This is a genomic window from Pseudomonas sp. BSw22131 (genome assembly GCF_026810445.1).
Classification (GTDB): Bacteria; Pseudomonadota; Gammaproteobacteria; order Pseudomonadales; family Pseudomonadaceae; genus Aquipseudomonas; species Aquipseudomonas huanghezhanensis.
This window is the reverse complement of record NZ_CP113949.1, coordinates 3159223-3182827: the sequence shown is the minus strand read 5'-3', so window position 1 is coordinate 3182827 and position 23605 is coordinate 3159223. Positions and strand designations below refer to the sequence as shown.

Here is a 23605-nt window from a genome sequence, read left to right as displayed (position 1 = left end):
ATGAAGGTGATAACGAAAGGTGCGAAATAATAGCAAACCTGCGCCGTTTTAAACCGTTCGCGGTTTTACATGAATTCTGCTCATGTTGATGGCCGCTCGCCGAAGGTGGAATTCCCCGGTTTTTATTTCAGGACGGTCGTTCCATGTTGCATCGCGTGTCCGCCATGTTGATGGCTTTGTTATCTGCGGTGCAGCGTTAGCGCAGTCGCCCATCGACCACCCGGCTATTTCCTACAGCCGCGACATCCAGCCAATCCTTACCGAGAAGTGTGTGGCATGCCATGCCTGTAATGACGCTGCTTGCCAGCTCAACCTGGGCAGCGGCGAAGGCGCCTTGCGCGGTGCATCCAAAACCCCGGTTTATCAAGCTGGTCGCAGCCAGGCAATCGCGCCGCTCCGCATTTTTTCGACGCCGAAGGGCCAGAAGCCTGACGGCGCAAAGGCTTTTATTCGGTGCTCGACGGCCAGAGTAATCAGGCCGCGTTGATGGCGCGGATGCTGGAGTTGGGCCACAGCACGCCATTGATGCCCAATGCCAAACTGCCCGATGACATCCTGCTGGGGCTCAATCGAGAAAATCTGTGTCCGATGCCGGCGGAGTTTGGCGGCTATAAAAACGCGCATCCCAAAGAAGGCATGCCGTTGGCCGTCACGGGCCTGACAGACGTGCAGTATCAGACCTTGCAGCAGTGGCTGGCCAATGGCGCGCCCGTCGATCAAATGCCGGTGCAGGGCGTGATCGTGCACAAGACGCACATCACCTATCCCATGGGTTCGCAGAAACTGGCGCGAGTCAAGGAGCTGTTTTACAGCGGTAACTGGCATGCCCAAGCACTGCCGGGCTACGGTCCGACGCACCGCGCCAATCCCTTCGAGACATTCAAGGAGATCCCTACGGCTGCGCGCTATCAGTTCATGCTTGATAACGCCGAGTTTTTTGTCCGTACGTTCATTCGCGGACCGCTGTGCCGTGGCCAGATCGCGACGGACGTCATTCGCGATCATTTCTGGACGCTCTTCCAGGCGCCCGACCACGATCGCTATATCACCGATGCGGCCTACCGCGCAAAGGCGACGCCGCTGTTGGCAATGCCCGGCCAGGACGACGATGTGGGCAGCGTGTTGAGCCTGTGGCTCGATTACCGCAATAAGCGCAATGCATACGAATCGCTGCGCAGCGACGCCTATGCCCAGTTGCCGCCACCTGGCTGGGCGGCGCTCTGGCAAGGCAACGACAATGCATTACTGACTATTTTTCGGCATTTCGACAGCGCTTCTGTCAACAAAGGCCTGATCGGTGATTTGCCGGAGTCGATGTGGCTGTTCGATTACCCGCTGCTTGAGCGCACTTATTACCAGTTGGCGGTCAACTTTGACGTCTACGGTAATGTTTCGCACCAGGTGCAGACGCGTTTGTACTTGGACCTGATCCGCAACGGCGCCGAGGTCAACTTTTTGAGGTTGATGCCCGCTGAAAAACGCGACGATATTTTGAGCGGCTCGTATCAGGAGGGCGGCAAAGTGAAGATGTGGCTCGATTACCGGCACATCGACGACGACACCCCGACTGGCATTGCCCTAGATGAAAAAGCCCCCAAGCGTGATTTCGAACGCAAGCTGGTGCAGCGGGAGGGACACTTAACGCGACGACTGACCCGATCAATCGCTGCATCGGCGCCTATTGTTCGCGCCAGGGTATCGGTCCGGTGTTCACCGACATCGAGCAAACCCTGAGCCGCCTGGCATTGAGGCCGGCCGCTGCATTGAAAGTCATCGATTACCTGCCCGAGGCGACCATGCTGCGTATTCAGGATGGCGCTGGCAAACGCATCATGTACAGCATGCTGCGCAATCGCGCCCACAGTAACGTTGCGTTTTTGCTCGGCGAAGCCTATCGCTATCAGCCAAAGCTGGACACGCTGACGATCTACCCTGGCGTGCTCAGCAGCTACCCCAACTTCATGTTCAATGTACCCGCCAATGAGGTGACGGCCTGTGTCGATGCGCTGGAACAGGCCCGGCACAAGGAGGCGTTCGAGAAGGTGGTGGACCGTTGGGGTGTGCGCCGCAGTCATCCTTTGTTCTGGAGCTGCTTTCATGATCTGGAGCGTTATGTCCAGGAGACCGAGCCGCGTGAAGCGGGGGTGCTCGACATGAATCGGTATGAGAATCTGTGAAATTTCGGTGAGAAACATTTTGAAAAAGTCAGCCGTTGCGAGGGTGCCGTGTCGCCCCCGTATGCGCTGCGTTTCGCCGGGAAACCCTTGTAAAACATGGCCTGCCGCCATTAGACACGTCGTCCGGCAGCGCGAACCTTTTTGAACGTATGGCAGTCGGAAGCTGCGAGTCGTCCTGAAATATTGACCTTCATGAAAGGTCTTTGCGAGGGGCTGTGTTGTGGTTTCCAGCGTATGCGACAAGAGGTTAGCGATGTTGATTTCGGTTCAAGCCCTGCGGGCACTCGCCGCGTGGGCCGTTGTGTGTCATCACTTCATGCAGATTTTCTTCGACTTCCACCCAAGCGGCCCGCTGGGGGAGTTTTTCACCTCAAAGGGCGCGGTCGGCGTCGACATTTTCTTCGTCATCAGCGGCCTGGTCATCTACCTCTCGACCCTCGATAAAGACATGCCCGCCGGCCGGTTCATGCTCAACCGCATCATTCGGATTGTTCCCGCGTATTGGCTGTACACCGTGGTGATGGGCTTGCTGGTTATAGTTGCCAGCCCGTTGTTGCCACATCAAGTGGTGGACTGGCAGAGCTTCATGCTTTCGCTGTTGTTCATACCCTCGGAAAACCCGGGCGGTTACGGGCTTTACCCGACCCTCAATGTGGGCTGGACGCTGAACTATGAAATGCTGTTCTACGTGCTGTTTTCCATGGTGTTCCTGTTCCAGCAGCGTCACCGGCCGCTGATCATCGCGGCGGCGCTGTTTGCCGTCAGCGATGTACTGGGTCGCTCGGGGCTGATCAGCCGCTTCTACGCGAACGATATTGTGTATGAGTTCCTGCTGGGGATTGGTATCGGCGTCGTCTACCGCCGGGGCTGGATCAGTCAGCGGTTGTGGTTGCCGCTGCTGGCGATCGGCGCGGCGTTGTTTACCATCAACCAGCTTGCACCCAGCCCCAGGATCATCAACTGGGGGTTGCCGAGTGCGGTCATCGTGATCGCCTGCATCTCGCTGGAACCCTACTTTCGGGGCAATCGCTTCCTCAAGACCATGGGTGATTGCTCGTACTCGGTATATCTGCTTCATGTCTTGGTGCTTTACGGCGGCTGGCTGCTCACCGAGCGTTACGGGCTCAATCCGTATGCGGTGTTCGCGGTGTGTGTGCCGGTCATCGGGCTGGGCGCGTGGGCCAGCTATGAGGTTATAGAAAAGGGGTTGTATCGCCGCATGAAGGGCTGGCTGGATAATCGGCGGCTGGCCAAGGAAGCCGCGGTTTCGTGAGTCGCCGTTCGCCGATGCTTTACCTGACTAGAATACTGGGACTTTGTCAGTTGCTTCTGATTGGCGTAAACTCCCGCCACGTCTGCGAGGAATTTTCATGACCGCTATTACTATTACTGATGCCGCCCACGACTATCTGGCCGATCTGCTTGAAAAGCAGAACACGCCGGGCATCGGCATCCGCGTGTTTATTACCCAGCCTGGCACCCAATACGCTGAAACCTGCATTGCTTACTGCAAGCCAGGCGAAGAGAAGTCCGAAGACAAGGCCATCGGCCTCAAGAGCTTCACCGCCTGGATCGACGCTTTCAGCGAGGCGTTTCTGGACGACGCCGTTGTCGATTACGCGACTGATCGCATGGGCGGGCAACTGACCATCAAGGCGCCAAACGCCAAAGTGCCAATGGTCAGCGCCGACAGCCCGATCAACGAGCGCATCAATTACTACCTGCAAACCGAGATCAACCCGGGTCTGGCGAGCCACGGCGGCCAGGTCAGCCTGATCGATGTGGTCGAAGAAGATGAGGCCAATATTGCTGTGCTGCAATTTGGCGGCGGCTGCCAGGGTTGTGGTCAGGCTGATGTGACGCTAAAGGAAGGCATCGAGCGCACCCTGCTTGAGCGCATTCCCGAGCTCACAGCCGTCCGTGACGTGACTGACCACACGCAAAAAGAGAACGCTTACTACTGAGTAGTCAGCGTATCGACAAAAGGCCCCGACTGGTTCGGGGCTTTTTTATGGGCGCTTTCTTCAGGACTTGGTTCAAAGCCTGACATCGTCTCGCCAACAAGTTAGCTCCTACAGGGGGGCGTGCAGCATTATCGCGAGCAAGCTCCCTCCCGCATTTATCTGCGTTCGGATCGACATCTGTAGGCGCGAATTCATTCGCGTGGCGGTGGATCTGTTTCGAAGCCTGACATCGTCTCGCCAACAAGTTGGCTCCTACACAGACCGTGTGAAAACCAGATAACCAGCAGCTAACCAAAAAAATGCCCCGATCACCTCGGGGCATTTCCCATTTATACAGAGAGAAAAAAGGCCTTCCTCAGGCCAGCAACTCCATCATTCGGCGCACGCCCAGGACGTTGATAGCCCTTTTCAGGTTATAGGCGTTTATCGCAAGCGCCATTTCCGTTCGCGCACCCTTTAGCTGGCGAAGCAAGAACCGGCCATTGCCGTAGATCCATTGTTTGAGGTTGCCAAACGGGTGTTCGACGATGCTTCTTCGGGCATCAACCATCTCAGGATGTGCCTGCATTCGCTGCTTCATCTTTCAAAAGCTTCTTCGTGAACGTGTCGCTTGATCGAGCGATAGCGGCTCTTGGTGCATCGATGTTTAAGGGGGCAGGAGCCGCAGTCATTAGCGTTTGCGCGGTAGATTCGCTGTCCCTTGTTCAGTTGCAGCAGGGGCAAAAAACCCGGCCGGGCATTGGTAGCGGTCGTTTTGCTGGTCGTAGTTAAATCGTCCCGGCCAAAAAAAGTGGGGTCTTCAATGTTGTTGCCCCGATTAATCGGTACGTACGCCGTGATGCCGGCGTCATCACAGGCCTGAAAATGCTCGCCGTTTGAATAGCCGGCATCTGCAGTAACGGTCAGATTCGGTTGTTCAAGGACTTCCTGAGTCGCTTTTGCCATCGGCTCCAGTTGCTTGCGATCATCGCCTTCCTGAGTCACTTCGTGGTGCACGATCAGGCTGTTTTCAGCGTCGACTGCGGTCTGCACGTTGTAGGCAACGGCCATGCCTGCGGGGCTCGCATCATCCGCGCGTCGCTTTCGGTGCTGATGAATTGGGTGATCTGCAGTTCGTCCATCAGCGCCTGGCAGGTCAGGTAGTCGTCCCGTTTGGCGGTCAGTTTTGCCAGCACCGTTTTAACAGCGCTTCGATCAACCACCTCTTCATTTTCGTCGCGATCTGCGCAGTCCAGATCCTCTAGATACTTGGCTATGCGGCGATCCATTTTTTCCTGATCGCGCTTGAGGTGCTTGGTGCTGATGTGACGACGGGCCGAAGCGACAGCCTTGAATTTGCTGCCATCAATGGCGACCAGATCACCTTTGACCAAGCCTGCGGTTCGGCAACTGAACAAACGCGCGGCAGGTTGCAGAGAACGCGGTAGCGTTATCCTTGCGGAAGTCGGCGATGGTTTTGAAGTCCGGCGCGAGGCGGTTGAGCAGCCACATGACTTCGATGTTGCGTTGGCACTCAGCTTCGAGCCGGCGCGAAGACCGTATGCGCTGGAAGTAGCCATAGATGTAGAGCTTGAGCAGATCGGCGGGGTTGTAAGGTGGACGTCCGTTGCCTTTGGGGATGGCTTTATCAAACCCCAGAACCCGGAGATCAAGGCGCGAAACATAGGCATCAATGACCCGGACGAGATGGTCTTCGGGAATGACTTCGTCGATGGAAACCGGAAACAGGCTGGTCTGGTTTCGAGATTCGCCCTGGATGTACGCCATAAGAAAATGCCCCGCATCTTTCGATGCGGGGCATTTTCTTAGATCTGGGGCGGGTTGGCTAGGTTTTCACACAGTCTGTACAGGAAGCGAAACCGGGATGACGAGCTAAGGCCTGAAAACATGTGCGTGACCCGCGTGATACAGGGACGACTCGCTGAACACTTCGTTGCCCAGCACGCGCCCGACCAGAATCAGAGCGGTACGCCGAAACCCCTTGTCCTGCACTTTCGCCTCGATATCTGCCAGTGTCCCGACTACCCAGTCCTGATCCGGCCAGCTGGCTCTATGCACCACTGCAATCGGGCAGTCGGTGCCGTAGTGGGGCATCAACTCGGCGACGATCTTCCCGAGGTTCTTGACCCCGAGGTGAATCGCCATCGTTGCGGTGTGCTGCGCCAGCTCGCCCAGCGCCTCGCCGGCAGGCATGGAGGTTTTGTCGGCGTAGCGGGTCAGAATCACGCTCTGGGAAATGTCCGGCAGCGTCAATTCGGCACCCAGCAGCGCAGCGCACGCGGCTGTTGCGGTGACGCCTGGGATGATTTCAAACGCAATGCCCAGCTCGCGCAGGTGACGAATCTGCTCGCCAATTGCGCCATACAGGCTCGGGTCTCCCGAATGCACACGCGCAACGTCTTGACCCCGTTCATGAGCAGATTTCATCAGGGCGATAATTTGCTCGAGGTGCAATTCGGCGCTGTTGATGACCTGAACGGCTCGATGACCTTCAAGCACGGCTTCCGGAACCAGCGAACCGGCGTAAATGATGACCGGGCAGTTACCGATCAGGCGTTGCCCTTTGACGGTGATCAGCTCTGGATCGCCGGGGCCTGCGCCGATGAAATAGACGGTCATGGGGGTCTCCGAAGTTTACTCAGGTGTACGAACCAGCCAGGGCGAAGGTGGCATCGTCCTTGTTGCGGCGTGCAATCAACAAGTGGACAGGAGCGGCACACAAGCGAGCTGCCAATGCCAGCGCTGTGCTTTCAGCGACGCCATAGCAGCCGGTCGCGTCGAAAGCAGCTTGCGAGCGATGACTCAGTCTTTGCTCGAACTCCGCCACTTGATCCGCGCTGAAAAACACCAACGGCACACCGAGCCTTTCGCTCAGCGCCAGCAATCCCGGCTCTGAAGATTTGAGGTCGATGGAGGCGAGGGCAGTTACGTCGCCGACGGCCATGCCAAAGAGCGCAAGGCTTTCGTCGATCAACCCCGCCAGCACTTCGACCGGACAACCGCGTTTGCAGCCGATGCCGATCACCCGGACTGTAGACAGAACTGGCTGGCTCATGCGGCGTGGGACAACCCGGCTGCGTTCAGTTCCGGATTTTTGCGACGGAACAGCCAGGCGCTGATGAGGCCCATAGCCACCCAGAACACGGCGTTGGTCAGCAATGAGGCGATTTTGAACTGCGATTCAAGCGCTTCCGGTGCCAGGCTGGAGTGAATTAGCGGCTGCGGCGCGCCAATCACGTGCGGCACCAGCAGAATCGCCGCAGCCAGCACCTTGAGCATCCAGTGGTGGGCGAATACCAACAGGGCCAGCGCCACGGCTGTCGACGCGGCGGCGCTGATCCACCAGAACTGGCGCTGGGTCAGATCAGCTGCAGCGGTGCCCGGCAACTCGGGTGGCAGGCCCAGGGTCGGCGCGAGGACGAACACGGCAAAACCCGCCAGCCCCCACAATGCGCCCTCAGCAGTACGGCCCGGCGCACGCAGCGTATACAGCGCCGCAAGCATCAGCGCAAAACCGACCGCGACCACCAGATTGCCACCTGTGGTGGACAGCACGCGTTGCCAGCCGTCTTCCGGCTCCCACGCTTGCGCGTCATGCACATGCGCGGCCATGGCGCCGTCACTGTGCTCATGCGGTTGCACCTCGGAGGCGGGCGCCTTTTCATAGGTTTCGGCCTGAAGAATCAGCGGCGCCACCCAGAAGCTTTGCAGAACGGTCAGCAACAGAGCGGCCAGCAGCCCGGTGAATCCTGCCGTTTGAGCGATACGCTTGAACATGGCGTCGGACCTCAATGGCAAGGGAAGGCTGAGCTGTGACGGGTGTCATGCGCGGCGTTGTGTACTGCATCGATGTGCGAAAAACCGGCGAAATACACCAGGCATGCGCCCAGGATCATCGCGCTGACAGAGGCGGTCAGGCGTTGGGTCTGGGTGGTGCTGCTGGCGGTAGTGATTGGGCCGGTGGTACTGATCGACATGGCGCGTCCCTCTGAAATGTCAGCGAACAGGAAAGCGCAGTGAAGCCCGCTGACAGGCGTCAGCAGGGACTCAACAGCGCCCGCCCACCGCGGGTTTGTGATGTGAACGTTTCGGGCCGGTCTCCGGGCTCGCGAGGGGTGCAGCGCGCAGCGCGTGGCACCTTCAAGAGTCCCTTCCCATGCCGCACGCAGTTGGCGTGAAAGACACAGTGGATCTGACTCTTCTCTCGCTTACCGTTGCGGGGGCAGCGCCGGACTTGCGCAAGCCGAAGGCTTGCACGCACCGGTTTCCCGTTTCACCCTGTGAAGGGCACCCGTAACAAGGCGTGTAGGAGAGCATGGCCGGGCGGCCAGCGTCAATTGCGGGCCGGCCGTGTGCGCAGGTGGTAATGAGCCTTGCGGAGATTGACCTGAACAGGGTCACTGCGTAGCCTTGCGGCAGTCGAGGTTCGCAGGTCCGGTGACGTCCGGGCCAGTGCTAAGAAGGGAATGCGGTCAGACGCCGCAGCTGCCCCCGCAACTGTAAACGGTCATGTTCATTGCACAGCCACTGCGCGAGCGGGAAGGCGCGATGAATGCTTGTCGCGCATCTCCAGCGCCCGGCACGCCACCGTAAGCCAGGAGACCTGCCTCGACCCGGGAGCCATGCGCGAGCACGAGCCCCATTCATTCTCATTACAACCGGGCGGGGTGATCCGGTGGCGAATCCAACGGCCAGCCAGTCTCAGTGCTGCGTCGTTTTCGTCCCTTTTGCCCGCCGCAAAGCCTGAGGGCAACCGATGAAAACACTGGCCAAACTCCCCGTCACCATCGTCACCGGCTTTCTCGGTTCGGGCAAAACGACTCTGCTGCGCCACATGCTCGACAACGCTGAAGGACGCCGCATCGCGGTGATCGTCAACGAGTTCGGCGAGCTGGGCATCGACGGCGAAATTCTCAAACAATGCACCATCGGCTGCACCGAAGAAGAAGCCTACGGCCGGGTTTACGAGCTGGCCAACGGCTGCTTGTGCTGCACCGTTCAGGAAGAGTTCTTCCCGGTCATGCGCGAACTGGTTGCCCGACGTGGCGACCTCGACCACCTCCTCATCGAAACCAGCGGGCTGGCACTGCCCAAGCCGTTGGTGCAGGCGTTTCAGTGGCCGGAAATCCGCAACGCCTGCACCGTTGACGCCGTGATCACCGTGGTCGACAGCCCGGCCGTGCTGGCAGGTACCTTTGCGGCATTCCCGGATCAGGTCGATGCGCAGCGCAAGCTCGACCCCAATCTGGACCACGAGTCGCCCCTGCATGAGCTGTTCGCGGACCAACTGGCGAGCGCCGATCTGGTGATCCTCAACAAGGCCGACATGCTCGACGCCGACTCGCTGGCCGCGGTGCGTGCTGAAGTCGCCGAAGAGTTGCCCCCGGCGGTCAAAGTCATCGAGGCCAGCAAAGGTCAACTGCCGATCAGCGTGCTGCTGGGCCTGGGCGCTGAGTCCGAGCAACACATCGACAGCCGCAAGACCCACCACGATCACCACGAAGGCGACGATCATGAGGACCACGATCATGATGCTTTCGACTCGATTTCCATCACCTTGCCCCAAGCCGACGAAAGCCTGCTGCTGGACGCGCTGACTCAGGCCGTCGTGCAGCACGGCATCTTGCGCGTGAAAGGCTTCGCTGCCATCCCCGGCAAGCCGATGCGCCTGTTGGTGCAAGGCGTTGGCACGCGGTTCGACAAGCATTTTGACCGCGCCTGGAAGCCTGAAGAAGAGCGCGTGACACATCTGGTGCTGATCGGTCAGGAACTCGACGCTACGGTGCTCGAATCACAGCTGCGCGCTGCGGTTTCCTCCGTTGCGGCCAAAGGTTAATCCATGCACCTGCTCAGAACCCAGCCCGGCGGGTTTGTCCCGGACGACAGCATCGCTGACCTCGGTCAAACCCCCGCCGAACTGGTGATTCTGTGCAGCGGCGATTCCAGTCTGGCGTTGCTGGCTGAAACGGCCCGGCAACTCCCGGACGATTACCCAAGCTTTCGTCTGGCCAACCCCATGCAGGTGCAGAACCATGCCTCGGTCGACCTTTACGTGGACGAGGTGCTGCGCCACGCCAAGGTGATTCTGCTTTCTTTGCACGGCGGTATCGGCTACTGGCGCTATGGCGTCGAGCGTCTGGTGGAGCTGGCGGCACGTGGCGTGAAATTGATTCTGATGCCCGGTTGTGATCGGCCAGATCCCGAACTGACCGGTCTGAGCAGTGTGCCGGCAGAAGAGGCCGAGCGGCTATGGCATTTCCTGCGACAGGGCGGCAAGCACAATGCCATGCAGTTGTATAACTGCATGGCCAGTAGCTGGTTCGGCCGCGATTATCCGTGGACCGAGCCGCAGCCCCTGCAGCGGACCGTTATCTACCACCCCAAAAAAGCCAGTGCCACGCTCGGTGACTGGCAGGCCGACTGGTTGCCCGAGCAACCGGTGGCGGCCTTGTTGTTCTACCGCTCGCACCTGCAAGCGGCCAATACCGGGTTTATAGATGTGTTCTGCGAGCGCTTGCTCGCGCAGGGACTCAATCCTCTGCCCATCGCCGTAGCCAGCCTCAAAGAGGCTGGCTGCATGGCGGCGTTGCAGGACTGGATGGACGAAACCGACACCGAGATCATCCTCAACACCACGGGCTTTGCCCAGTCCAGCCCTGAAGCCCCGCACCTGCGCCCGTTTCGCCGAAACATTCCGGTGATTCAGGCCATCTGTGCGCAAGACAACGAGCCCGCATGGCAGGCCAGCGAACAAGGCCTTGGTGCCCGGGATCTGGCGATGCACATTGCGCTGCCTGAGCTGGATGGGCGAATCATCAGCCGGCCGATCAGCTTCAAGGACCTGGCGTGGTACAGCGAGCGCAGCCAGTCGGACGTTGTGTGCTATCGCCCCCAGCCTGAGCGCATGGACTTCGTCGCCGAACTGGCGCGACGCTGGGCTTTACTGGGGCGTTTGCCCAATCACGACAAGCGTGTGGCGCTGATTCTGGCTAATTACCCGACACGCGACGGGCGAATCGGCAATGGCGTAGGCCTCGACACACCGGCCGCCGCGCTGAATATCCTGCGTGCGCTGCTAAACGAGGGCTATCCCCTGGCACCGCTGCCTGAGAGCGGCACGGCGTTGATTCACGCATTGTTGGGCGGCGTGACCAATGATCCCGAGGGCCGGGACCAGCGTCCGTGCCACCAGAGCATGGCGATGGACGAGTACCTCGCCGCTTTCGCTGCCTTGCCCGAGGCCAATCAACATGCAGTCACTGAGCGCTGGGGTGCGCCCGACACCGACCCCATGTGCCGGGGCGGGCGGATGATGGTCGCCGGGCTGCGCTTTGGTCTGACCTTCATTGGCATCCAGCCGGCGCGCGGTTACGGCGTCGATCACAGCGCTGTGTATCACGACCCAGACCTTGTGCCGCCGCACGGCTATCTGGCGTTTTATTTCTGGTTGCGCAAAAGCTACGGCGCCCACGCTGTGATCCACGTCGGCAAGCACGGCAATCTGGAGTGGTTGCCGGGTAAAGGTGTCGGGTTGTCGGAACACTGTTGGCCAGATGCGATTCTCGGGCCGATGCCTAACATTTACCCGTTCATCGTCAACGATCCTGGTGAGGGCGCCCAGGCCAAACGCCGCACCCAGGCAGTGATCATCGATCACCTGATGCCGCCGCTCACGCGCGCTGAAACGTATGGCCCTTTGCGCGATCTGGAAGTGCTGGCGGACGAATACTACGAAGCGCAGCTACTTGATCCGCGCCGTGCCAGAGAGCTGCAAAAGGACATTCTCAGGCTGGTGCGCGAAACCCACATTGACCGTGAACTGGCGCTCGAAGAAGGTTTTGATGCCGAGTCAGACGCCGCGGTCTGGCTGCCGCGTCTGGACACCTATCTGTGCGACCTGAAGGAGTCGCAAATCCGTGACGGCCTCCACGTGTTTGGCGAGTCCCCGAGCGGACGTTTGCGCATTGATACGTTGCTGGCGCTGTTGCGCATCCCGCGTGGCGACGGCAAGGGCGCGCAAGCGAGTGTGCTGAGGGTGTTGAGCAAAGCGTTCGACCTCGGTATCGATCCGCTGGACTGTGTGTTGGGTGACCCGTGGACCGGTCCCAAACCTCATGCGTTACATGAAGTCAGCGACGAACCTTGGCGAACCGTGGGTGACACACGGGAGCGTCTGGAGCTCTACGCGGCGCGTCTGATTGAGCGCGTATTGGCGAATCCGGTCGACGGTAAATTTTTTGAAAACAATGAGTTGGAGCTTATTGTTAATGCGTTGAAAGAAGAGGTGGCCCCGCGTCTGGACGCATGCGGTCCGGCAGAGATGCAGGGTTTGCTGGATGCCCTGAGCGGGCGATTCGTGCCTGCCGGCCCCAGCGGTGCACCCAGCCGTGGGCGCCTTGATGTGCTGCCGACGGGGCGCAATTTTTTCTCGGTGGACGTGCGCAACCTGCCCACCACCACCGCATGGCGCATCGGATTTCAATCGGCAAATCTGTTGCTGGAGCGGCACTTGCAGGACAACGGTGACCATTTGCGTCAACTGGGATTGTCTGTCTGGGGGACGGCGACGATGCGCACCGGCGGCGACGACATTGCCCAGGCGATGGCGCTGATGGGCGTGCGTCCGGTCTGGGCAACGGGCAGTCAGCGTGTCGATGATTTTGAGATTCTGCCGCTGAGCCTCCTCGACCGCCCGCGTGTTGATGTGACGCTGCGGGTGTCGGGGTTTTTCCGCGACGCGTTCGCCAATCTGATTCGCCTGTTCGACGCCGCCGTGCAGGCCGTTGCAGCGCTGGACGAACCCGACGATATGAACCCGCTCTCGGCCCGTGTGCGAGACGAGCGCGCTGAATTCGAGCGCGCCGGGGCTACTCCCGAGCATGCGGCGCGTCAGGCAGGCTGGCGGATTTTCGGCGCTAAACCGGGTGCCTATGGCGCCGGCGTGCAGAACGCTATCGACGGACGCCTGTGGCAAAGCCGCGAAGACCTCGCTGAGGTTTATCTCAATTGGGGCGGATACGCGTACGGCGCCAGCGATGAGGGCACGCCGGCGCGCGAGCGGTTTGCGCAACGCCTGAGCCAGGTGCAGGCGGTGCTGCAGAATCAAGACAATCGCGAACACGATCTACTCGATTCCAATGACTACTACCAGTTCCAGGGCGGCATGCTCGCGGCGGCCGAGACCCTCAGCGGCGCCAAAACTGCGAGCTACCATGGTGACCACAGTCAACCCGATCTGCCGAAGATTCGCACCCTCAAGGAAGAGCTGAACCGCGTTGTGCGTTCGCGTGCGGCGAACCCCAAATGGATCGAGGGGGTCAAGCGTCACGGCTATAAAGGCGCGTTTGAAATGGCTGCCACCGTGGACTTTCTGTTTGCGTTCGATGCCACCACCGAACTGATCGACGATCATCAATACGCGCTGCTCGCCGACGCGTACCTGCTTGACCCGTCTACCCGTGAGTTCATCCAGCAACACAACCCTGACGCGCTGCGCGACATGACCGAACGCATGCTGGAGGCCCAGCAACGCGGCCTGTGGCAAGAGCCCGGCGAGTACCGCGAGGCGCTGGAAAACCTGTTGCTGGACATTGAAGAGTCGTGAGGCTGGCTGTGCAAAAGCTGCTGGCTGAACGTCCGGCTCTACACGTCAAAAACGAGAATTGAGAATGAACGACATCCCGCATTTCCCCTTGGCCGCTGTGGTCGGCGCTGAAGCGCTGAAACTGGCGCTGTGCCTCACGGCCATCGACCCGAAGATCGGCGGGGTGTTGATCGAAGGGCCGCGCGGGATGGCTAAGTCCACTTTGGCGAGGGGGCTGGCCGATTTGCTCGCCAGTGGTCAGTTCGTGACCTTGCCGCTGGGCGCAACCGAAGAGCGGCTGGTCGGTACGCTTGATCTTGATGCGGCCCTGAGCGAAGGCCGTGCGGCGTTCTCTCCGGGTGTGCTGGCCAAGTCCGACGGCGGGGTGCTGTACGTCGATGAGGTCAATCTGCTGCCGGATCATCTTGTGGACCTGTTGCTGGACGTCGCCGCAAGCGGAATCAATCTGGTGGAGCGCGACGGCATATCCCATCGTCATGCGGCCCGGTTCGTGCTGATTGGCACCATGAACCCTGAAGAGGGAGAGTTGCGCCCTCAACTGCTCGATCGTTTCGGCCTGAACGTCGCGTTGAGCGGGCAGACCGCGCCAACCGAGCGCAGCCAGATCATCCGCCGGCGCCTGGATTTTGATGCCTCGCCCGAGACGTTCTGCCAGCAATGGGAGGCGCAGCAAGCCGAGCTTAGGTCGCGTTGCGAACGTGCGCGCGTCTTGCTGTCGGACATCGAACTGGATGACCGCAGCCTGGAAGTGATTACCGAGCGGTGTTTCGCCGCGGGTGTTGACGGCTTGCGCGCTGACCTGGTCTGGCTGCGTGCGGCCCGGGCGCATGCGGCATGGCGCGGCGTGTCGGTGATTGAGGAGGAGGACATTGATGCGGTGGCCGAGTTTGCCCTGCGCCATCGGCGACGTCAGCCCTCGGAATCGCCCTCGTCGCCACCGCCGCCGCCTTCGTCGCGTCCCGAGGCCGATCAGCCACAACCCACACCACCCAATCAAGGGCAGGGCAGTTGGGGCGAGTTGCCTGCGCAACCGATAACCACCGGGGAGCGCCGGGACATCCCCAGCTGGCCAAAAAAGCCTTAGGCATCCGCCCTCGTTCGATCAAGGGGGCGGATGCCAGCCCCCGGCCGGGTCGACTCAGTGGCGGTAAAAGCGGCGCTCCACGTGCCGGGGCAGACGGTGCAATTGCCTGGTTGCCGACTTTGCTGCGGGGGCGCCCGACGCGTCGTGCGGATCTGGTTCGTCAGCCCCGCAGCGCACGCCCGGGTGAAATATGGCTGGTGATTGTCGACGCATCGGCCTCTACCCGAAGGCATAAGGCCTTGAGCCAGGCAAAAGGGTTGCTGGCGCAATTGTTCGATGATGCTTACCGACGCCGCGCCCGGCTCGCGTTGCTCACGGCCAGTGGCGGTGCTGCGCGCTGGCAGCACCACGGATTCAAAGCGACGGCGTCGTTGCAGCCATGGCTGGATGGATTGGGTGCAGGTGGCGGCACGCCGCTGTTCGATGCGCTGAGTCAGGCGGGAGACTGGCTGCGCGAGCGTCAGAAGCGTTACCCGACCCAGGCGCAGCGGGTTCTGGTGCTTACCGATGGGCGCATCAAGCAGATGCCGCCAATCCCGGCATTCGAGTGCCCCAGCGTGCTGATCGATATGGAGCAAGGGCCGATACGGCTAGGAAGGGCGGCAGACATCGCAACGATGATCGGCGCCGAGTATCGGCATCTGAACGATCTGTAGGCATGAAGAGCGGTGGGCGCGAATTCATTCGCGTGACTTCGTCAGAAAGGGTTCACACCGTTAGATCGCCTCGCCAACAAAGTGGGGGCCTACAGGACTGCGGTGCAGCCTCTGTAGGCGCGAATTCATTCGCGAAACGGCACGCGTTTCACGCTGGCATGGTCCAGGGCTCAAGGCTGTAGCCTTCGCCGCTGATTTCTGCACGGGCCTGTTCCAGCATCGCTGCCAGTTGTCGAGGATCCGAATAGGCGCTAAGCGGAATCTGCTTGCGACCGATGCGGTTGCTGGTGCGGTCAACGACGGTCAGGCTCAGCTCGCCGTTACCTTCCTGGGGAGCCCAGGCCACACATTGAAACGGGTGAAAGGCGCGACCGGCGATCAGCAAGGCTTCGTTAAAGCGCAAAGGGGCGTTCATGGCGTTTCCTCAAAAGCCCGTTATCCATTCAATCACCGGCGGCGGGCGTCCCGTCCGGCTGTATAGGTGTACTGATGACGGCAACCCGGCCCCAAGTCACACCTTCCGTCACAATAATTTTGCGACCAGTCTGTAATGCACGTCTTACAAGGCCTGTAGGACGCAGGACAAAACGTCGCAGGCTCATTCCGCGAGCACCTCCGCATCTTCTGATTTCCTGATATGCAGACGTCATCTTTTTTAAGCACTTTTTGATCTTAGGCTTATAGAGATTTGGTTCAAGAGAGTGTCAAAAAACTTGCTAATGTAGCGATCAGCGTCGCCAAGGCACTGTTTCTAAAAAGCTTTTATATGGATCCTTATTTGAATCTTGGCGCCAAGGAAACGATATGCATGAGCTGGCATCAACCCGTCGCCTGTTAATTGTCGAACCTTGCGATGAAAGTCTTCGCTTGATACCTGACTTGCGCGCTGCGGGCTGGGAGGTCGACAGCTGTACGCTGCAATCTGCTGCGTCTCGTCCGTGTGATGTGGGTCTGATCCGACTGATGCCTCAACATTTCGATCATCCGGAGGTGGTCAAAGATTTGATCACCCGCAGCAACACTGAGTGGATCGCAGTGCTGACGCCAGACGATCTGCGCCGCGACAAGATTGGCGATTTTGTGTGTGAATCGTTTTTTGATTTTCATACATTGCCGTTTGATGTTGCGCGGGTTCAGGTGACGCTCGGCCGCGCTTATGGGATGGCGCGGCTGCGTGCCCAGGGCGTCCATTACGGCAGCGCACCGGAGCATCAACTGCTCGGTGAAAGCCGTCCTGTTCGCGAGCTTCGTCGATTAATCACCAAGCTGGCGCCGACCGAGTCCCCGGTCTTGATTCGTGGCGAAAGCGGCACTGGCAAAGAACTGGTCGCCCGCACGCTGCACCAGCAGTCCCAGCGTCGGGACAAACCCTTCGTCTCGATCAACTGCAGCGCCATCCCCGAACATCTGTTGCAGCCTGAACTGTTCGGGTATCACGAGGACGTGTTTTCTGGCGCTCAGCCGCGCAAGGTCGGTCGCATAGAAGCGGCAAATGGCGGCACACTGTTTCTCGATGAAGTCGGCGATTTACCGCTTGATGCACAGGCCAACCTGCTGCGTTTTCTGCATGACCGGCTCCTGGACGTAGACGGTGAGTCGGTGCCGATCGACGTGCGGGTACTGGCCGCTACGCACATCGACCTCGAAGCCGCCATTCGAGAAAAACGTTTTCGCGAAGACCTCTACTACCGTCTCAACGTGCTGCAGGCCGGCACCGCACCGTTGCGCGAGCGGCACGGGGACCTGGCCTTGCTGGCCAATCACTTTGCGCATTTCTACAGCCAGGAAACCGGGCGGCGTCCCCGTAACTTCAGTCAGGATGCGTTGGTCGCGATGGGCAAGCATGACTGGCCGGGTAATGTCCGGGAGCTTGAAAACCGCGTACGGCGAGGATTGGTGCTGGCCGAGGGGCGTCAGATCGAGGCGTTTGATCTGGGGTTGTTGGGCGAAGAGGAAATCAGTTCGAGCATGGGCACGCTGGATGACTATAAATCCCGCGCCGAGCGCCAGGCGTTGTGCGACGTTCTCACTCGTCACAGCGACAACCTCAGCGTGGCTGCCAAGGTACTCGGCGTTTCGCGCCCCACGTTTTACCGGTTGCTGCACAAGCACCAGATTCGCTAAGGCAACTCAATGAACCTCGGCGCCCGGGTCGTGTTGTCGGCCTGATGGCGTTTACGGTTCAGGCTTCAAGAGTTCGGACACGGCCTGGAAGGCGTGCGCACGTCGCTCATCCCAGTCGCCGCCCACCACTTGGTGCGTCTGGTGATGCTGATCGAGCCAGCGCTGGCTTGCGTCAAAGAATGCCTGACGCTCGCCCAAAGCCGGCTGACAACGTTGCCCGTCGGCCACCCATTCCACACCGTCTGCGGCCAGCAGCAGGGTCAGGTCGTAATGGCGGCTGAGCAGAGCGTGCTCCAGCCATTGCGGGCAATCGGCAAACAGGGTTTTACTCCAGAGCATGTTGCTCAGCAGGTGGGTATCCAGAATCAGCAACCCTGGCGTGCGGGCGCGGGCGGCGTCCTCCCAGGCCAACTGACCTCGTGCGATCTCCGGGATATCGGCGTAGCAGGTGTCTCGCTGCCTCTGATCGATGAAGTGGCGGACGTATTCGCCCACCAGTTCGCCGCCGAACCGTTGCTGCAACTGCGCGGCCAGCCAGCTCTTGCCGCTGGATTCCGGGCCTGCGAGTACCAGAGTCTTCATCGATCAGTGCGCCAGGGCCGGGTCAGCGCGCCAGTCACGCCAGCCTTGCACCGCCAGCAGCGTGAACAGCGCATAGAGCGCGGCCGTCACATACAGACCCTTGTAGAGGAACAGGCCGACAAAAATCACGTCCAGCAAGATCCACAACGGCCAGCACTGCACGCGCTTTTGCGCCATCCAGACTTGTGCCACCAGGCTGAAGCCGGTGAGAGCGGCATCAAGCCAGGGCTGAGCGGCGTCGGTGAAGTGCGCCATCGCCGCGCCCAACGCCACGCTCACCCCCGCGCCCACCGCCAGGCTGGCGAGCAAAGGGCCTACGCCCAGTGATGTCACGTTTCGCCCACTGACCGCGTCGCCCCGTCGGGTCCATTGCCACCAGCCGTACAGCTGCAACACCGCGTAAACCACTTGCAGCAGCATGTCCGAGTAAAGCTTTATGTCGAAGAAGATCCAGGTATAGAGCAGCACCATGACCAGCCCGATGGGCCAGCACCACGGGTTCTGTTTGACTGTGAGCCAGACGGCAATCACGCCCAGCGCGGCAGCGAACAGTTCAAGCCCTGACATGGCGACTCCTGATAATGAAGGTGAGGTAGATGCAGTGAAACCCGAAAAATCCGGCCGGCGATTGTAAGCGCTTTATGCGCACGTGTGTGGTGCTGAAATGGCCCTGAACTCCCCCGATCCAGACAGTGATCAGCGACAGGGGAGAGGGTTGAAAACGTCAAAACTTACGCGCCATTTTTCATGCTAGAGCGTTCAGCTGGCAGGTCTGCTAGCATCGCCGCGCTTGTGCGTTTGGGCAGGTAAACGTGAGCCGTTCATGCAGCGTTCATGTTCACTCATCTATTGCCCGCAGCACTTGCACATAAATATCGACGGCCGTGCCATGAGCACGGTCCATTGGGGGAATGATGGATCTTTGGACCGCTGCACAGGCGTTGATTCTTGGGGTTGTAGAAGGTCTGACAGAGTTCTTGCCGATATCGAGCACCGGGCACCAGATCATCGTCGCCGATTTGATCAATTTTGGTGGCGAGCGCGCGATGGCGTTCAACATCATCATTCAGTTGGGCGCGATCCTGGCCGTGGTGTGGGAGTTCCGACGCAAGATTTTTGACGTGGTCGGCGGTTTGACGACCGATCCAAAAGCCCGGCGCTTCACGGCCAACCTGATCATCGGCGTGTTGCCGGCGATGGTGTTGGGAGTGATGTTCGCCGACCTGATCCACGAATATCTGTTTAACCCGATCACCGTGGCCACGGCGCTGGTGATTGGCGGTTTCATCATGTTGTGGGCCGAGCGTCGGCAGCATGTTGTCCATGCCGAAACCGTTGACGAGATGACCTGGCAAGATGCATTGAAAGTGGGTTTCGCACAGTGCCTGGCGATGATTCCGGGCACCTCGCGCTCTGGCGCGACGATCATCGGCGGCCTGCTGTTCGGCCTTTCACGCAAAACCGCCACCGAGTTCTCGTTTTTTCTGGCGATGCCCACCATGGTCGCGGCGTCGGTTTACTCGGGCTACAAGTACCACAGCCTGTTTCAACCGGGCGATTTCCCGGTGTTCGCGGTGGGCTTCATCACCTCGTTCATCTTCGCCATGATCGCCGTGAAAGCGTTGCTCAAGTTCATCGCCAACCACAGCTACGCGGTCTTCGCTTACTACCGGATTGTGTTTGGTCTGCTGATCCTCGCGACCTGGCAGTTTGGCTGGATCGACTGGGCGAGCGTGAAGGGGTAACGCCGGATGGATCCGCGCGTTACAAACGATGGCAAGTGCACATCATCCAATCAGCCCCGATCTCCGGTGTGCTTCTTGCGCACCAAACTATTGGTGCTGTTATTGCTGTGCGCGCTGCCGGGTTACGGGGTGGCGATGTTATGGCTGCGCGACGGATCGTGGTGGCCAGCGGCCGTTTATGCGCTGATGTGCGTGGTGACGGTTCTGCTGTACTGGCACGACAAGCGTCGCGCCAAGGGAGAGGGTCAGCGCACGCCGGAGAAAATCCTCCACGCAGCCGAATTGCTCGGCGGGTGGCCGGGGGCTCTGGTCGCCCAACAAGCGTTCCGGCACAAGACGCGCAAAGTGTCTTATCAGGCAGTGTTCTGGTGCATCGTCGCGCTGCATGAGCTGTTCTGGATTGATCGGCTGGTGCTGGGTGGGAATTTCTTGTCCCGGCACTTTTACTGAAAGATTCAGAAGGCGGCACGTTGAAAGAAGCGCTTTGAGCGACCCACTGCGCTTTCAGGCGCAGTGGGTGTCTTTGAACGCAACCGTGACGTGATCAATCCACGCTCTTACCGCTGGCAACGCACCGCGACGCTGGGTGTAGGCGGCCTGCAAATTACCACTGGGGACTGACCAGTCCGGCAGCAGTTCAATCAGGCTGCCGTCGGCAAGTTCAGCGTGGCAATCCATCATCGGCAGCACGGTCACGCCAAGCCCCGCCAGCGCCGCGCCTTTGCGGATGGGGAAATCATCGATTGCCAGTCGCGGCTCGATGGCCACCTCGCAGCGTTCGCCCTGTTGATGAACCAGATGCAGATGCACCTTGCGGTCGGCTTCAATGGCGCCCAGCACGGGCAGGCTGGCGAGGTCTTGCGGCCTGAGGATGCGTTTGCCGGCGATCAATGCTGGCGCTGCCACCAGTGCAGCGGAGGCGGGCGCCAAGTGACGCACGATCAGGTTGGGATCTTCATCGCCTATATCACGCACGCGCATCGCGACATCAATGCCCTCGTTGACCAGATCCACCCGCCGATTGACCAACAACAATTCCAGCTGCACCTGAGGGAATTGGCACAGAAAGCTGGTCACCACCTCGGTGAGATTCCAGTTCGTCATGCCCAACGGGCACGACACTCGCAACCGCCCGCGTGGCTCGGCGGACAAGCTGGCGACGGCCTCGTCGGCCATCTCCGCTTCCAGCAGCATTGCCTGGCAGTGCTGAAGGTAGCGCTCGCCCACCGCTGTCAGCGCCAGTTTGCGGGTGGTGCGCTGCAGCAAACTCGCATTGAGCCGCGTCTCCAGCTCGGCGATACGCCGGGACAAGCGCGACTTGGGGATGCCCAGCACACGTCCAGCGGCTGCAAAACCGCCGCATTCGACGACTTTGGCGAAATAGTAGAGATCGTTCAGATCTTGCATGGCGTGCTCGATTGTCCTATCAGTGGGACAAGCTATCGCATTTTTGCTGACTAATCAGTTATTGCGTTGCGCTATAGGATGATCGCCACTTGATCGCGAGCCGGCGATTCTCACTTCAGGAACAACCCTCATGAAACTCTTGCACATCGATTCCAGCATCCTTGGTGACCATTCCGCGTCCCGTCAGCTTAGCCACAGCGTTGTTGAAAGCTGGCAGGCCACCCACGTCGACACTCAAGTCGTCTATCGCGACCTGGCGAGCGACGCACTCGGCCATTTCTCTGCCGCGAGCCTTGCAGCCGCCGGCACACCGGTTGAAGAGCGCGATGCGGCGCAGATCCTGGAAGTGCAATCCAACGAAGCCACGCTTGAAGAGTTTCTGTCTTCTGACGTGATGGTGATCGGTGCGCCGATGTACAACTTCACCATCCCAAGTCAGTTGAAAGCCTGGATCGACCGCATCACGGTCGCGGGTCGCACTTTCCGCTACACCGAATCCGGGCCTGTCGGCCTGTGCGGCGGCAAGAAGGTCATCATCGTTTCAACGGCAGGTGGTCTGCACGTCGGTCAGCCGTCCAGTGTTGGTCATGAAGACCTGCTGAAGGTGTTGTTCACGTTCATTGGTGTGACCGATCTGGAGTTTGTTTTCGCGCACGGTCTGGCCTATGGCGACGAGTCCCGCGCCAACGCCATGGCTGCGGCACAGAAGCAGATCAAAGAAGCCTTGTTCGCTTGATAGCCCAAACGCGTGGTTGACCGGCCCCGCGTTCAACAGGTGCTTTTGCAAGCCCTGCCAGCCTGCGTCTCGTGCGAAGGGTGGCGGGGCCTTTTGCTTTTTGAGACGGCGTTCAGCGTGGCGACAGGCTTGACGCTATCTTTGCGCGCATATTTGGCGAGTGCGCAGTAACATGCCTTCATTCGTTCTTTTCTATGCATGGCCGGGCTGTTTTTGCCGGTCGTCGCTTAGTTATGCGCCGTCTGGCCCGTCTTATGCACTTATTGATGTGGCAGACACTCTCACTTTATAAGCGCTCCATTGAACACGCTGGTTTTGCCCCGGATTCATTGGGCGATACAGGGACAACTGGCCGGGCAATCTGCCCCGCCGTATACGGAACTTCGGGTTTAGGGGCATTGCGATGATGCGTCTTTGTGCAGCGGTAGTGTTGAGTCTGTTCAGCAGCCTGATTTCGGTGCAAATCAGTGCACAGGAACTCTGGAGCGTCGGCTTTCACGAATTGGATTTCCTTGATCCGCTGGACTCCCAGCCGATGCACGCCTACGCCTTTTATCCGTCCACTGACGCCGAGCAAGTGACCAGAGTTCAGGGTTACCGCATCGAGGCGACGGAAAACGCCAAAATTGCCATGGGCCGTTTCCCGTTGTTGATGCTGTCGCACGGCAATACGGGCACCCCGTTGGCCCAGCATGATCTGGCTACGTCTCTCGCCCGGCAGGGTTTTGTGGTGGTTGCGGTGTTTCACCCTGGCGACAATTATCTCGACCACAGCCGCCTGGGCAGCCTGAGCAATCTGTACGGGCGTCCGCTGCAAATCTCTGAAGCGATCAGCGCAGCGCTGCTAGACCCGATGTTGTCGCCTTACATCAGCGCGCGCCGGGTCGGGGTCATCGGTTATTCGGCCGGTGGCGAAACCGCGTTGATTCTGGCCGGCGCGCAGCCGGATTTGAAGCGCTTGCGCAAGTACTGCGCCGAGCGGCCGCAAGACCGTGACGCGTGCAAGACGCAGGGCGAGCTGCTGGCAGACCGTGATGATCTTCATGCGCAAGCCGATCCACGTGTGGGCGCATTGATGTTGATGGCGCCGCTGGGCCTGATGTTCGGCCGCAATACGCTGGCTGACGTCCACGTGCCGGTGTTGATGTACAGCGGCGATGGCGATGAGTTACTGGCCGTCGACAAGAATGCCGAGGCTCTGGCGCGCAAGTTGCCCGATGTGTCGGACTTCAAGTTGTTGGCGGGGGCAGGGCACTTTGTGTTCATGGCACCGTGTGATGACGAACAGCGCGCCACCGCCCCTGTGTTGTGCACCGATGCCATTGGCGTAGATCGTGAGGACATCCATCGCAACCTCAGCGCAGAAGCGGTCCGGTTCTTCGGCAGCGCGCTTGGGTCACCTTTGAGCACGGCCGGGATGCAAACGGCGGCGCATCAGGAGTAAACGGCGCCGTTCAATGGCCACAACTTGTGGCTGTTGAGGACTGTAGACCCTGTAGATGCAAGTGATTCTGGTAGTAGGGAGC

Annotated in this window: 20 protein-coding genes, 2 pseudogenes and 2 riboswitches; of the genes and pseudogenes, 13 read left to right on the top strand and 9 right to left on the bottom strand. The window is 59.8% G+C overall.

Annotation, left to right across the window (positions count from 1 at the left end; genetic code table 11):
* Nucleotides 1–82: 82 nt before the first annotated feature.
* The 4 genes and pseudogenes from OYW20_RS26295 (at nucleotide 83) to nfuA (ending at nucleotide 4141) form a co-directional block, all read left to right on the top strand.
* Entirely contained in the window at nucleotides 83–487 is a 405-nt protein-coding gene (locus OYW20_RS26295) for a hypothetical protein (protein WP_408005406.1), read from the top strand.
* A pseudogene (locus tag OYW20_RS14185) lies at nucleotides 487–2177 on the top strand (fatty acid cis/trans isomerase). The gene OYW20_RS26295 and the pseudogene OYW20_RS14185 overlap by 1 nt, the downstream one beginning before the upstream one ends.
* A 253-nt stretch (nucleotides 2178–2430) precedes the next feature.
* Nucleotides 2431–3450 (top strand): acyltransferase family protein, encoded by a 1020-nt coding sequence (locus tag OYW20_RS14180; protein ID WP_268796602.1) that lies wholly within the window; start codon nucleotides 2431–2433, stop codon nucleotides 3448–3450.
* 97 nt (nucleotides 3451–3547) lie between these two features.
* A complete protein-coding gene (nfuA, locus tag OYW20_RS14175; protein ID WP_268796601.1) occupies nucleotides 3548–4141 on the top strand; it encodes a Fe-S biogenesis protein NfuA in 594 nt (197 codons plus the stop codon).
* 355 nt (nucleotides 4142–4496) lie between these two features.
* Here nfuA and OYW20_RS14170 read toward each other — a convergent pair.
* From OYW20_RS14170 to OYW20_RS14150, 5 genes and pseudogenes are all read right to left on the bottom strand, one after another.
* Nucleotides 4497–5908, bottom strand: a pseudogene (locus OYW20_RS14170) (IS1182 family transposase).
* Between the two features lie 105 nt (nucleotides 5909–6013).
* Nucleotides 6014–6760, bottom strand: coding sequence for a precorrin-4 C(11)-methyltransferase (cobM, locus tag OYW20_RS14165; RefSeq protein ID WP_268796600.1), 747 nt, complete (start codon nucleotides 6758–6760; stop codon nucleotides 6014–6016).
* 19 nt (nucleotides 6761–6779) lie between these two features.
* Complete coding sequence (locus tag OYW20_RS14160; RefSeq protein ID WP_268796599.1) at nucleotides 6780–7196, bottom strand: cobalamin biosynthesis protein; 417 nt, start codon at nucleotides 7194–7196, stop codon at nucleotides 6780–6782.
* Nucleotides 7193–7918, bottom strand: coding sequence for a CbtA family protein (locus OYW20_RS14155; protein WP_268796598.1), 726 nt, complete (start codon nucleotides 7916–7918; stop codon nucleotides 7193–7195). The genes OYW20_RS14160 and OYW20_RS14155 overlap by 4 nt, the downstream gene beginning before the upstream one ends.
* Nucleotides 7919–7929: 11 nt before the next feature.
* Nucleotides 7930–8118 (bottom strand): CbtB domain-containing protein, encoded by a 189-nt coding sequence (locus OYW20_RS14150; RefSeq protein WP_268796597.1) that lies wholly within the window; start codon nucleotides 8116–8118, stop codon nucleotides 7930–7932.
* Between the two features lie 97 nt (nucleotides 8119–8215).
* Nucleotides 8216–8451: riboswitch (cobalamin riboswitch) on the bottom strand.
* A 95-nt stretch (nucleotides 8452–8546) separates the two neighbouring features.
* Nucleotides 8547–8766: riboswitch (cobalamin riboswitch) on the top strand.
* Nucleotides 8767–8897: 131 nt separating this feature from the next.
* On the opposite strand from OYW20_RS14150, the gene cobW reads away from it, so the two are divergent.
* The 4 genes from cobW to OYW20_RS14130 all read left to right on the top strand — a co-directional run bounded on the left by cobW (nucleotide 8898) and on the right by OYW20_RS14130 (nucleotide 15485).
* Nucleotides 8898–9977, top strand: a complete 1080-nt coding sequence (gene cobW / locus OYW20_RS14145; RefSeq protein WP_268796596.1) for a cobalamin biosynthesis protein CobW — start codon at nucleotides 8898–8900, stop codon at nucleotides 9975–9977.
* Between the two features lie 3 nt (nucleotides 9978–9980).
* Complete coding sequence (cobN, locus tag OYW20_RS14140) at nucleotides 9981–13745, top strand: cobaltochelatase subunit CobN (protein ID WP_268796595.1); 3765 nt, start codon at nucleotides 9981–9983, stop codon at nucleotides 13743–13745.
* A 64-nt stretch (nucleotides 13746–13809) separates the two neighbouring features.
* Entirely contained in the window at nucleotides 13810–14829 is a 1020-nt protein-coding gene (locus tag OYW20_RS14135) for an ATP-binding protein (protein WP_268796594.1), read from the top strand.
* 101 nt (nucleotides 14830–14930) lie between these two features.
* Nucleotides 14931–15485: a vWA domain-containing protein gene (locus OYW20_RS14130; protein WP_328284827.1), complete on the top strand. Its 555-nt coding sequence runs from the start codon at nucleotides 14931–14933 to the stop codon at nucleotides 15483–15485.
* Between the two features lie 148 nt (nucleotides 15486–15633).
* On the opposite strand, the gene OYW20_RS14125 is transcribed toward OYW20_RS14130, so the two are convergent.
* A complete protein-coding gene (locus OYW20_RS14125; RefSeq protein ID WP_268796593.1) occupies nucleotides 15634–15900 on the bottom strand; it encodes a hypothetical protein in 267 nt (88 codons plus the stop codon).
* A 389-nt stretch (nucleotides 15901–16289) separates the two neighbouring features.
* On the opposite strand from OYW20_RS14125, the gene OYW20_RS14120 reads away from it, so the two are divergent.
* Nucleotides 16290–17609, top strand: coding sequence for a sigma-54 dependent transcriptional regulator (locus tag OYW20_RS14120; RefSeq protein WP_268796592.1), 1320 nt, complete (start codon nucleotides 16290–16292; stop codon nucleotides 17607–17609).
* Between the two features lie 51 nt (nucleotides 17610–17660).
* Here the strand turns inward: OYW20_RS14120 and OYW20_RS14115 are convergent, their stop codons facing one another.
* Together OYW20_RS14115 and pnuC are read right to left on the bottom strand one after the other, a co-directional pair.
* Nucleotides 17661–18191, bottom strand: a complete 531-nt coding sequence (locus OYW20_RS14115; RefSeq protein ID WP_268796591.1) for an AAA family ATPase — start codon at nucleotides 18189–18191, stop codon at nucleotides 17661–17663.
* 3 nt (nucleotides 18192–18194) lie between these two features.
* A complete protein-coding gene (gene pnuC / locus OYW20_RS14110) occupies nucleotides 18195–18758 on the bottom strand; it encodes a nicotinamide riboside transporter PnuC (protein WP_268796590.1) in 564 nt (187 codons plus the stop codon).
* Nucleotides 18759–19105: 347 nt separating this feature from the next.
* Here pnuC and OYW20_RS14105 point away from each other — a divergent pair, with 347 nt between their 5' ends.
* On the top strand, nucleotides 19106–19936 hold the full coding sequence (locus OYW20_RS14105) for an undecaprenyl-diphosphate phosphatase (protein ID WP_268796589.1): 831 nt from the start codon (nucleotides 19106–19108) through the stop codon (nucleotides 19934–19936).
* 75 nt (nucleotides 19937–20011) lie between these two features.
* Nucleotides 20012–20386, top strand: a complete 375-nt coding sequence (locus OYW20_RS14100; RefSeq protein ID WP_268796588.1) for a DUF1294 domain-containing protein — start codon at nucleotides 20012–20014, stop codon at nucleotides 20384–20386.
* Between the two features lie 54 nt (nucleotides 20387–20440).
* Here the strand turns inward: OYW20_RS14100 and OYW20_RS14095 are convergent, their stop codons facing one another.
* Nucleotides 20441–21343: a LysR substrate-binding domain-containing protein gene (locus OYW20_RS14095; RefSeq protein ID WP_268796587.1), complete on the bottom strand. Its 903-nt coding sequence runs from the start codon at nucleotides 21341–21343 to the stop codon at nucleotides 20441–20443.
* A 130-nt stretch (nucleotides 21344–21473) separates the two neighbouring features.
* Here OYW20_RS14095 and OYW20_RS14090 point away from each other — a divergent pair, with 130 nt between their 5' ends.
* On the top strand, nucleotides 21474–22079 hold the full coding sequence (locus OYW20_RS14090) for an FMN-dependent NADH-azoreductase (protein WP_268796586.1): 606 nt from the start codon (nucleotides 21474–21476) through the stop codon (nucleotides 22077–22079).
* 403 nt (nucleotides 22080–22482) lie between these two features.
* Nucleotides 22483–23523 carry an alpha/beta hydrolase family protein gene (locus tag OYW20_RS14085; protein ID WP_268796585.1) on the top strand — a complete coding sequence of 347 codons (1041 nt, stop codon included), beginning with the start codon at nucleotides 22483–22485 and terminating at the stop codon, nucleotides 23521–23523.
* Nucleotides 23524–23605 lie beyond the last annotated feature (82 nt).

Excerpts from the sequence above, each read along its gene's own strand:
- OYW20_RS26295 (WP_408005406.1), top strand. The coding sequence starts at position 83 with ATGTTGATGGCCGCTCGCCGAAGGTGGAATTCCCCGGTTTTTATTTCA.
- OYW20_RS14180 (WP_268796602.1), top strand. The coding sequence starts at position 2,431 with ATGTTGATTTCGGTTCAAGCCCTGCGGGCACTCGCCGCGTGGGCCGTT.
- nfuA (WP_268796601.1), top strand. The coding sequence starts at position 3,548 with ATGACCGCTATTACTATTACTGATGCCGCCCACGACTATCTGGCCGAT.
- cobM (WP_268796600.1), bottom strand. The coding sequence starts at position 6,760 with ATGACCGTCTATTTCATCGGCGCAGGCCCCGGCGATCCAGAGCTGATC.
- OYW20_RS14160 (WP_268796599.1), bottom strand. The coding sequence starts at position 7,196 with ATGAGCCAGCCAGTTCTGTCTACAGTCCGGGTGATCGGCATCGGCTGC.
- OYW20_RS14155 (WP_268796598.1), bottom strand. The coding sequence starts at position 7,918 with ATGTTCAAGCGTATCGCTCAAACGGCAGGATTCACCGGGCTGCTGGCC.
- OYW20_RS14150 (WP_268796597.1), bottom strand. The coding sequence starts at position 8,118 with ATGTCGATCAGTACCACCGGCCCAATCACTACCGCCAGCAGCACCACC.
- cobW (WP_268796596.1), top strand. The coding sequence starts at position 8,898 with ATGAAAACACTGGCCAAACTCCCCGTCACCATCGTCACCGGCTTTCTC.
- cobN (WP_268796595.1), top strand. The coding sequence starts at position 9,981 with ATGCACCTGCTCAGAACCCAGCCCGGCGGGTTTGTCCCGGACGACAGC.
- OYW20_RS14135 (WP_268796594.1), top strand. The coding sequence starts at position 13,810 with ATGAACGACATCCCGCATTTCCCCTTGGCCGCTGTGGTCGGCGCTGAA.
- OYW20_RS14125 (WP_268796593.1), bottom strand. The coding sequence starts at position 15,900 with ATGAACGCCCCTTTGCGCTTTAACGAAGCCTTGCTGATCGCCGGTCGC.
- OYW20_RS14120 (WP_268796592.1), top strand. The coding sequence starts at position 16,290 with ATGCATGAGCTGGCATCAACCCGTCGCCTGTTAATTGTCGAACCTTGC.
- OYW20_RS14115 (WP_268796591.1), bottom strand. The coding sequence starts at position 18,191 with ATGAAGACTCTGGTACTCGCAGGCCCGGAATCCAGCGGCAAGAGCTGG.
- pnuC (WP_268796590.1), bottom strand. The coding sequence starts at position 18,758 with ATGTCAGGGCTTGAACTGTTCGCTGCCGCGCTGGGCGTGATTGCCGTC.
- OYW20_RS14105 (WP_268796589.1), top strand. The coding sequence starts at position 19,106 with ATGGATCTTTGGACCGCTGCACAGGCGTTGATTCTTGGGGTTGTAGAA.
- OYW20_RS14095 (WP_268796587.1), bottom strand. The coding sequence starts at position 21,343 with ATGCAAGATCTGAACGATCTCTACTATTTCGCCAAAGTCGTCGAATGC.
- OYW20_RS14090 (WP_268796586.1), top strand. The coding sequence starts at position 21,474 with ATGAAACTCTTGCACATCGATTCCAGCATCCTTGGTGACCATTCCGCG.
- OYW20_RS14085 (WP_268796585.1), top strand. The coding sequence starts at position 22,483 with ATGATGCGTCTTTGTGCAGCGGTAGTGTTGAGTCTGTTCAGCAGCCTG.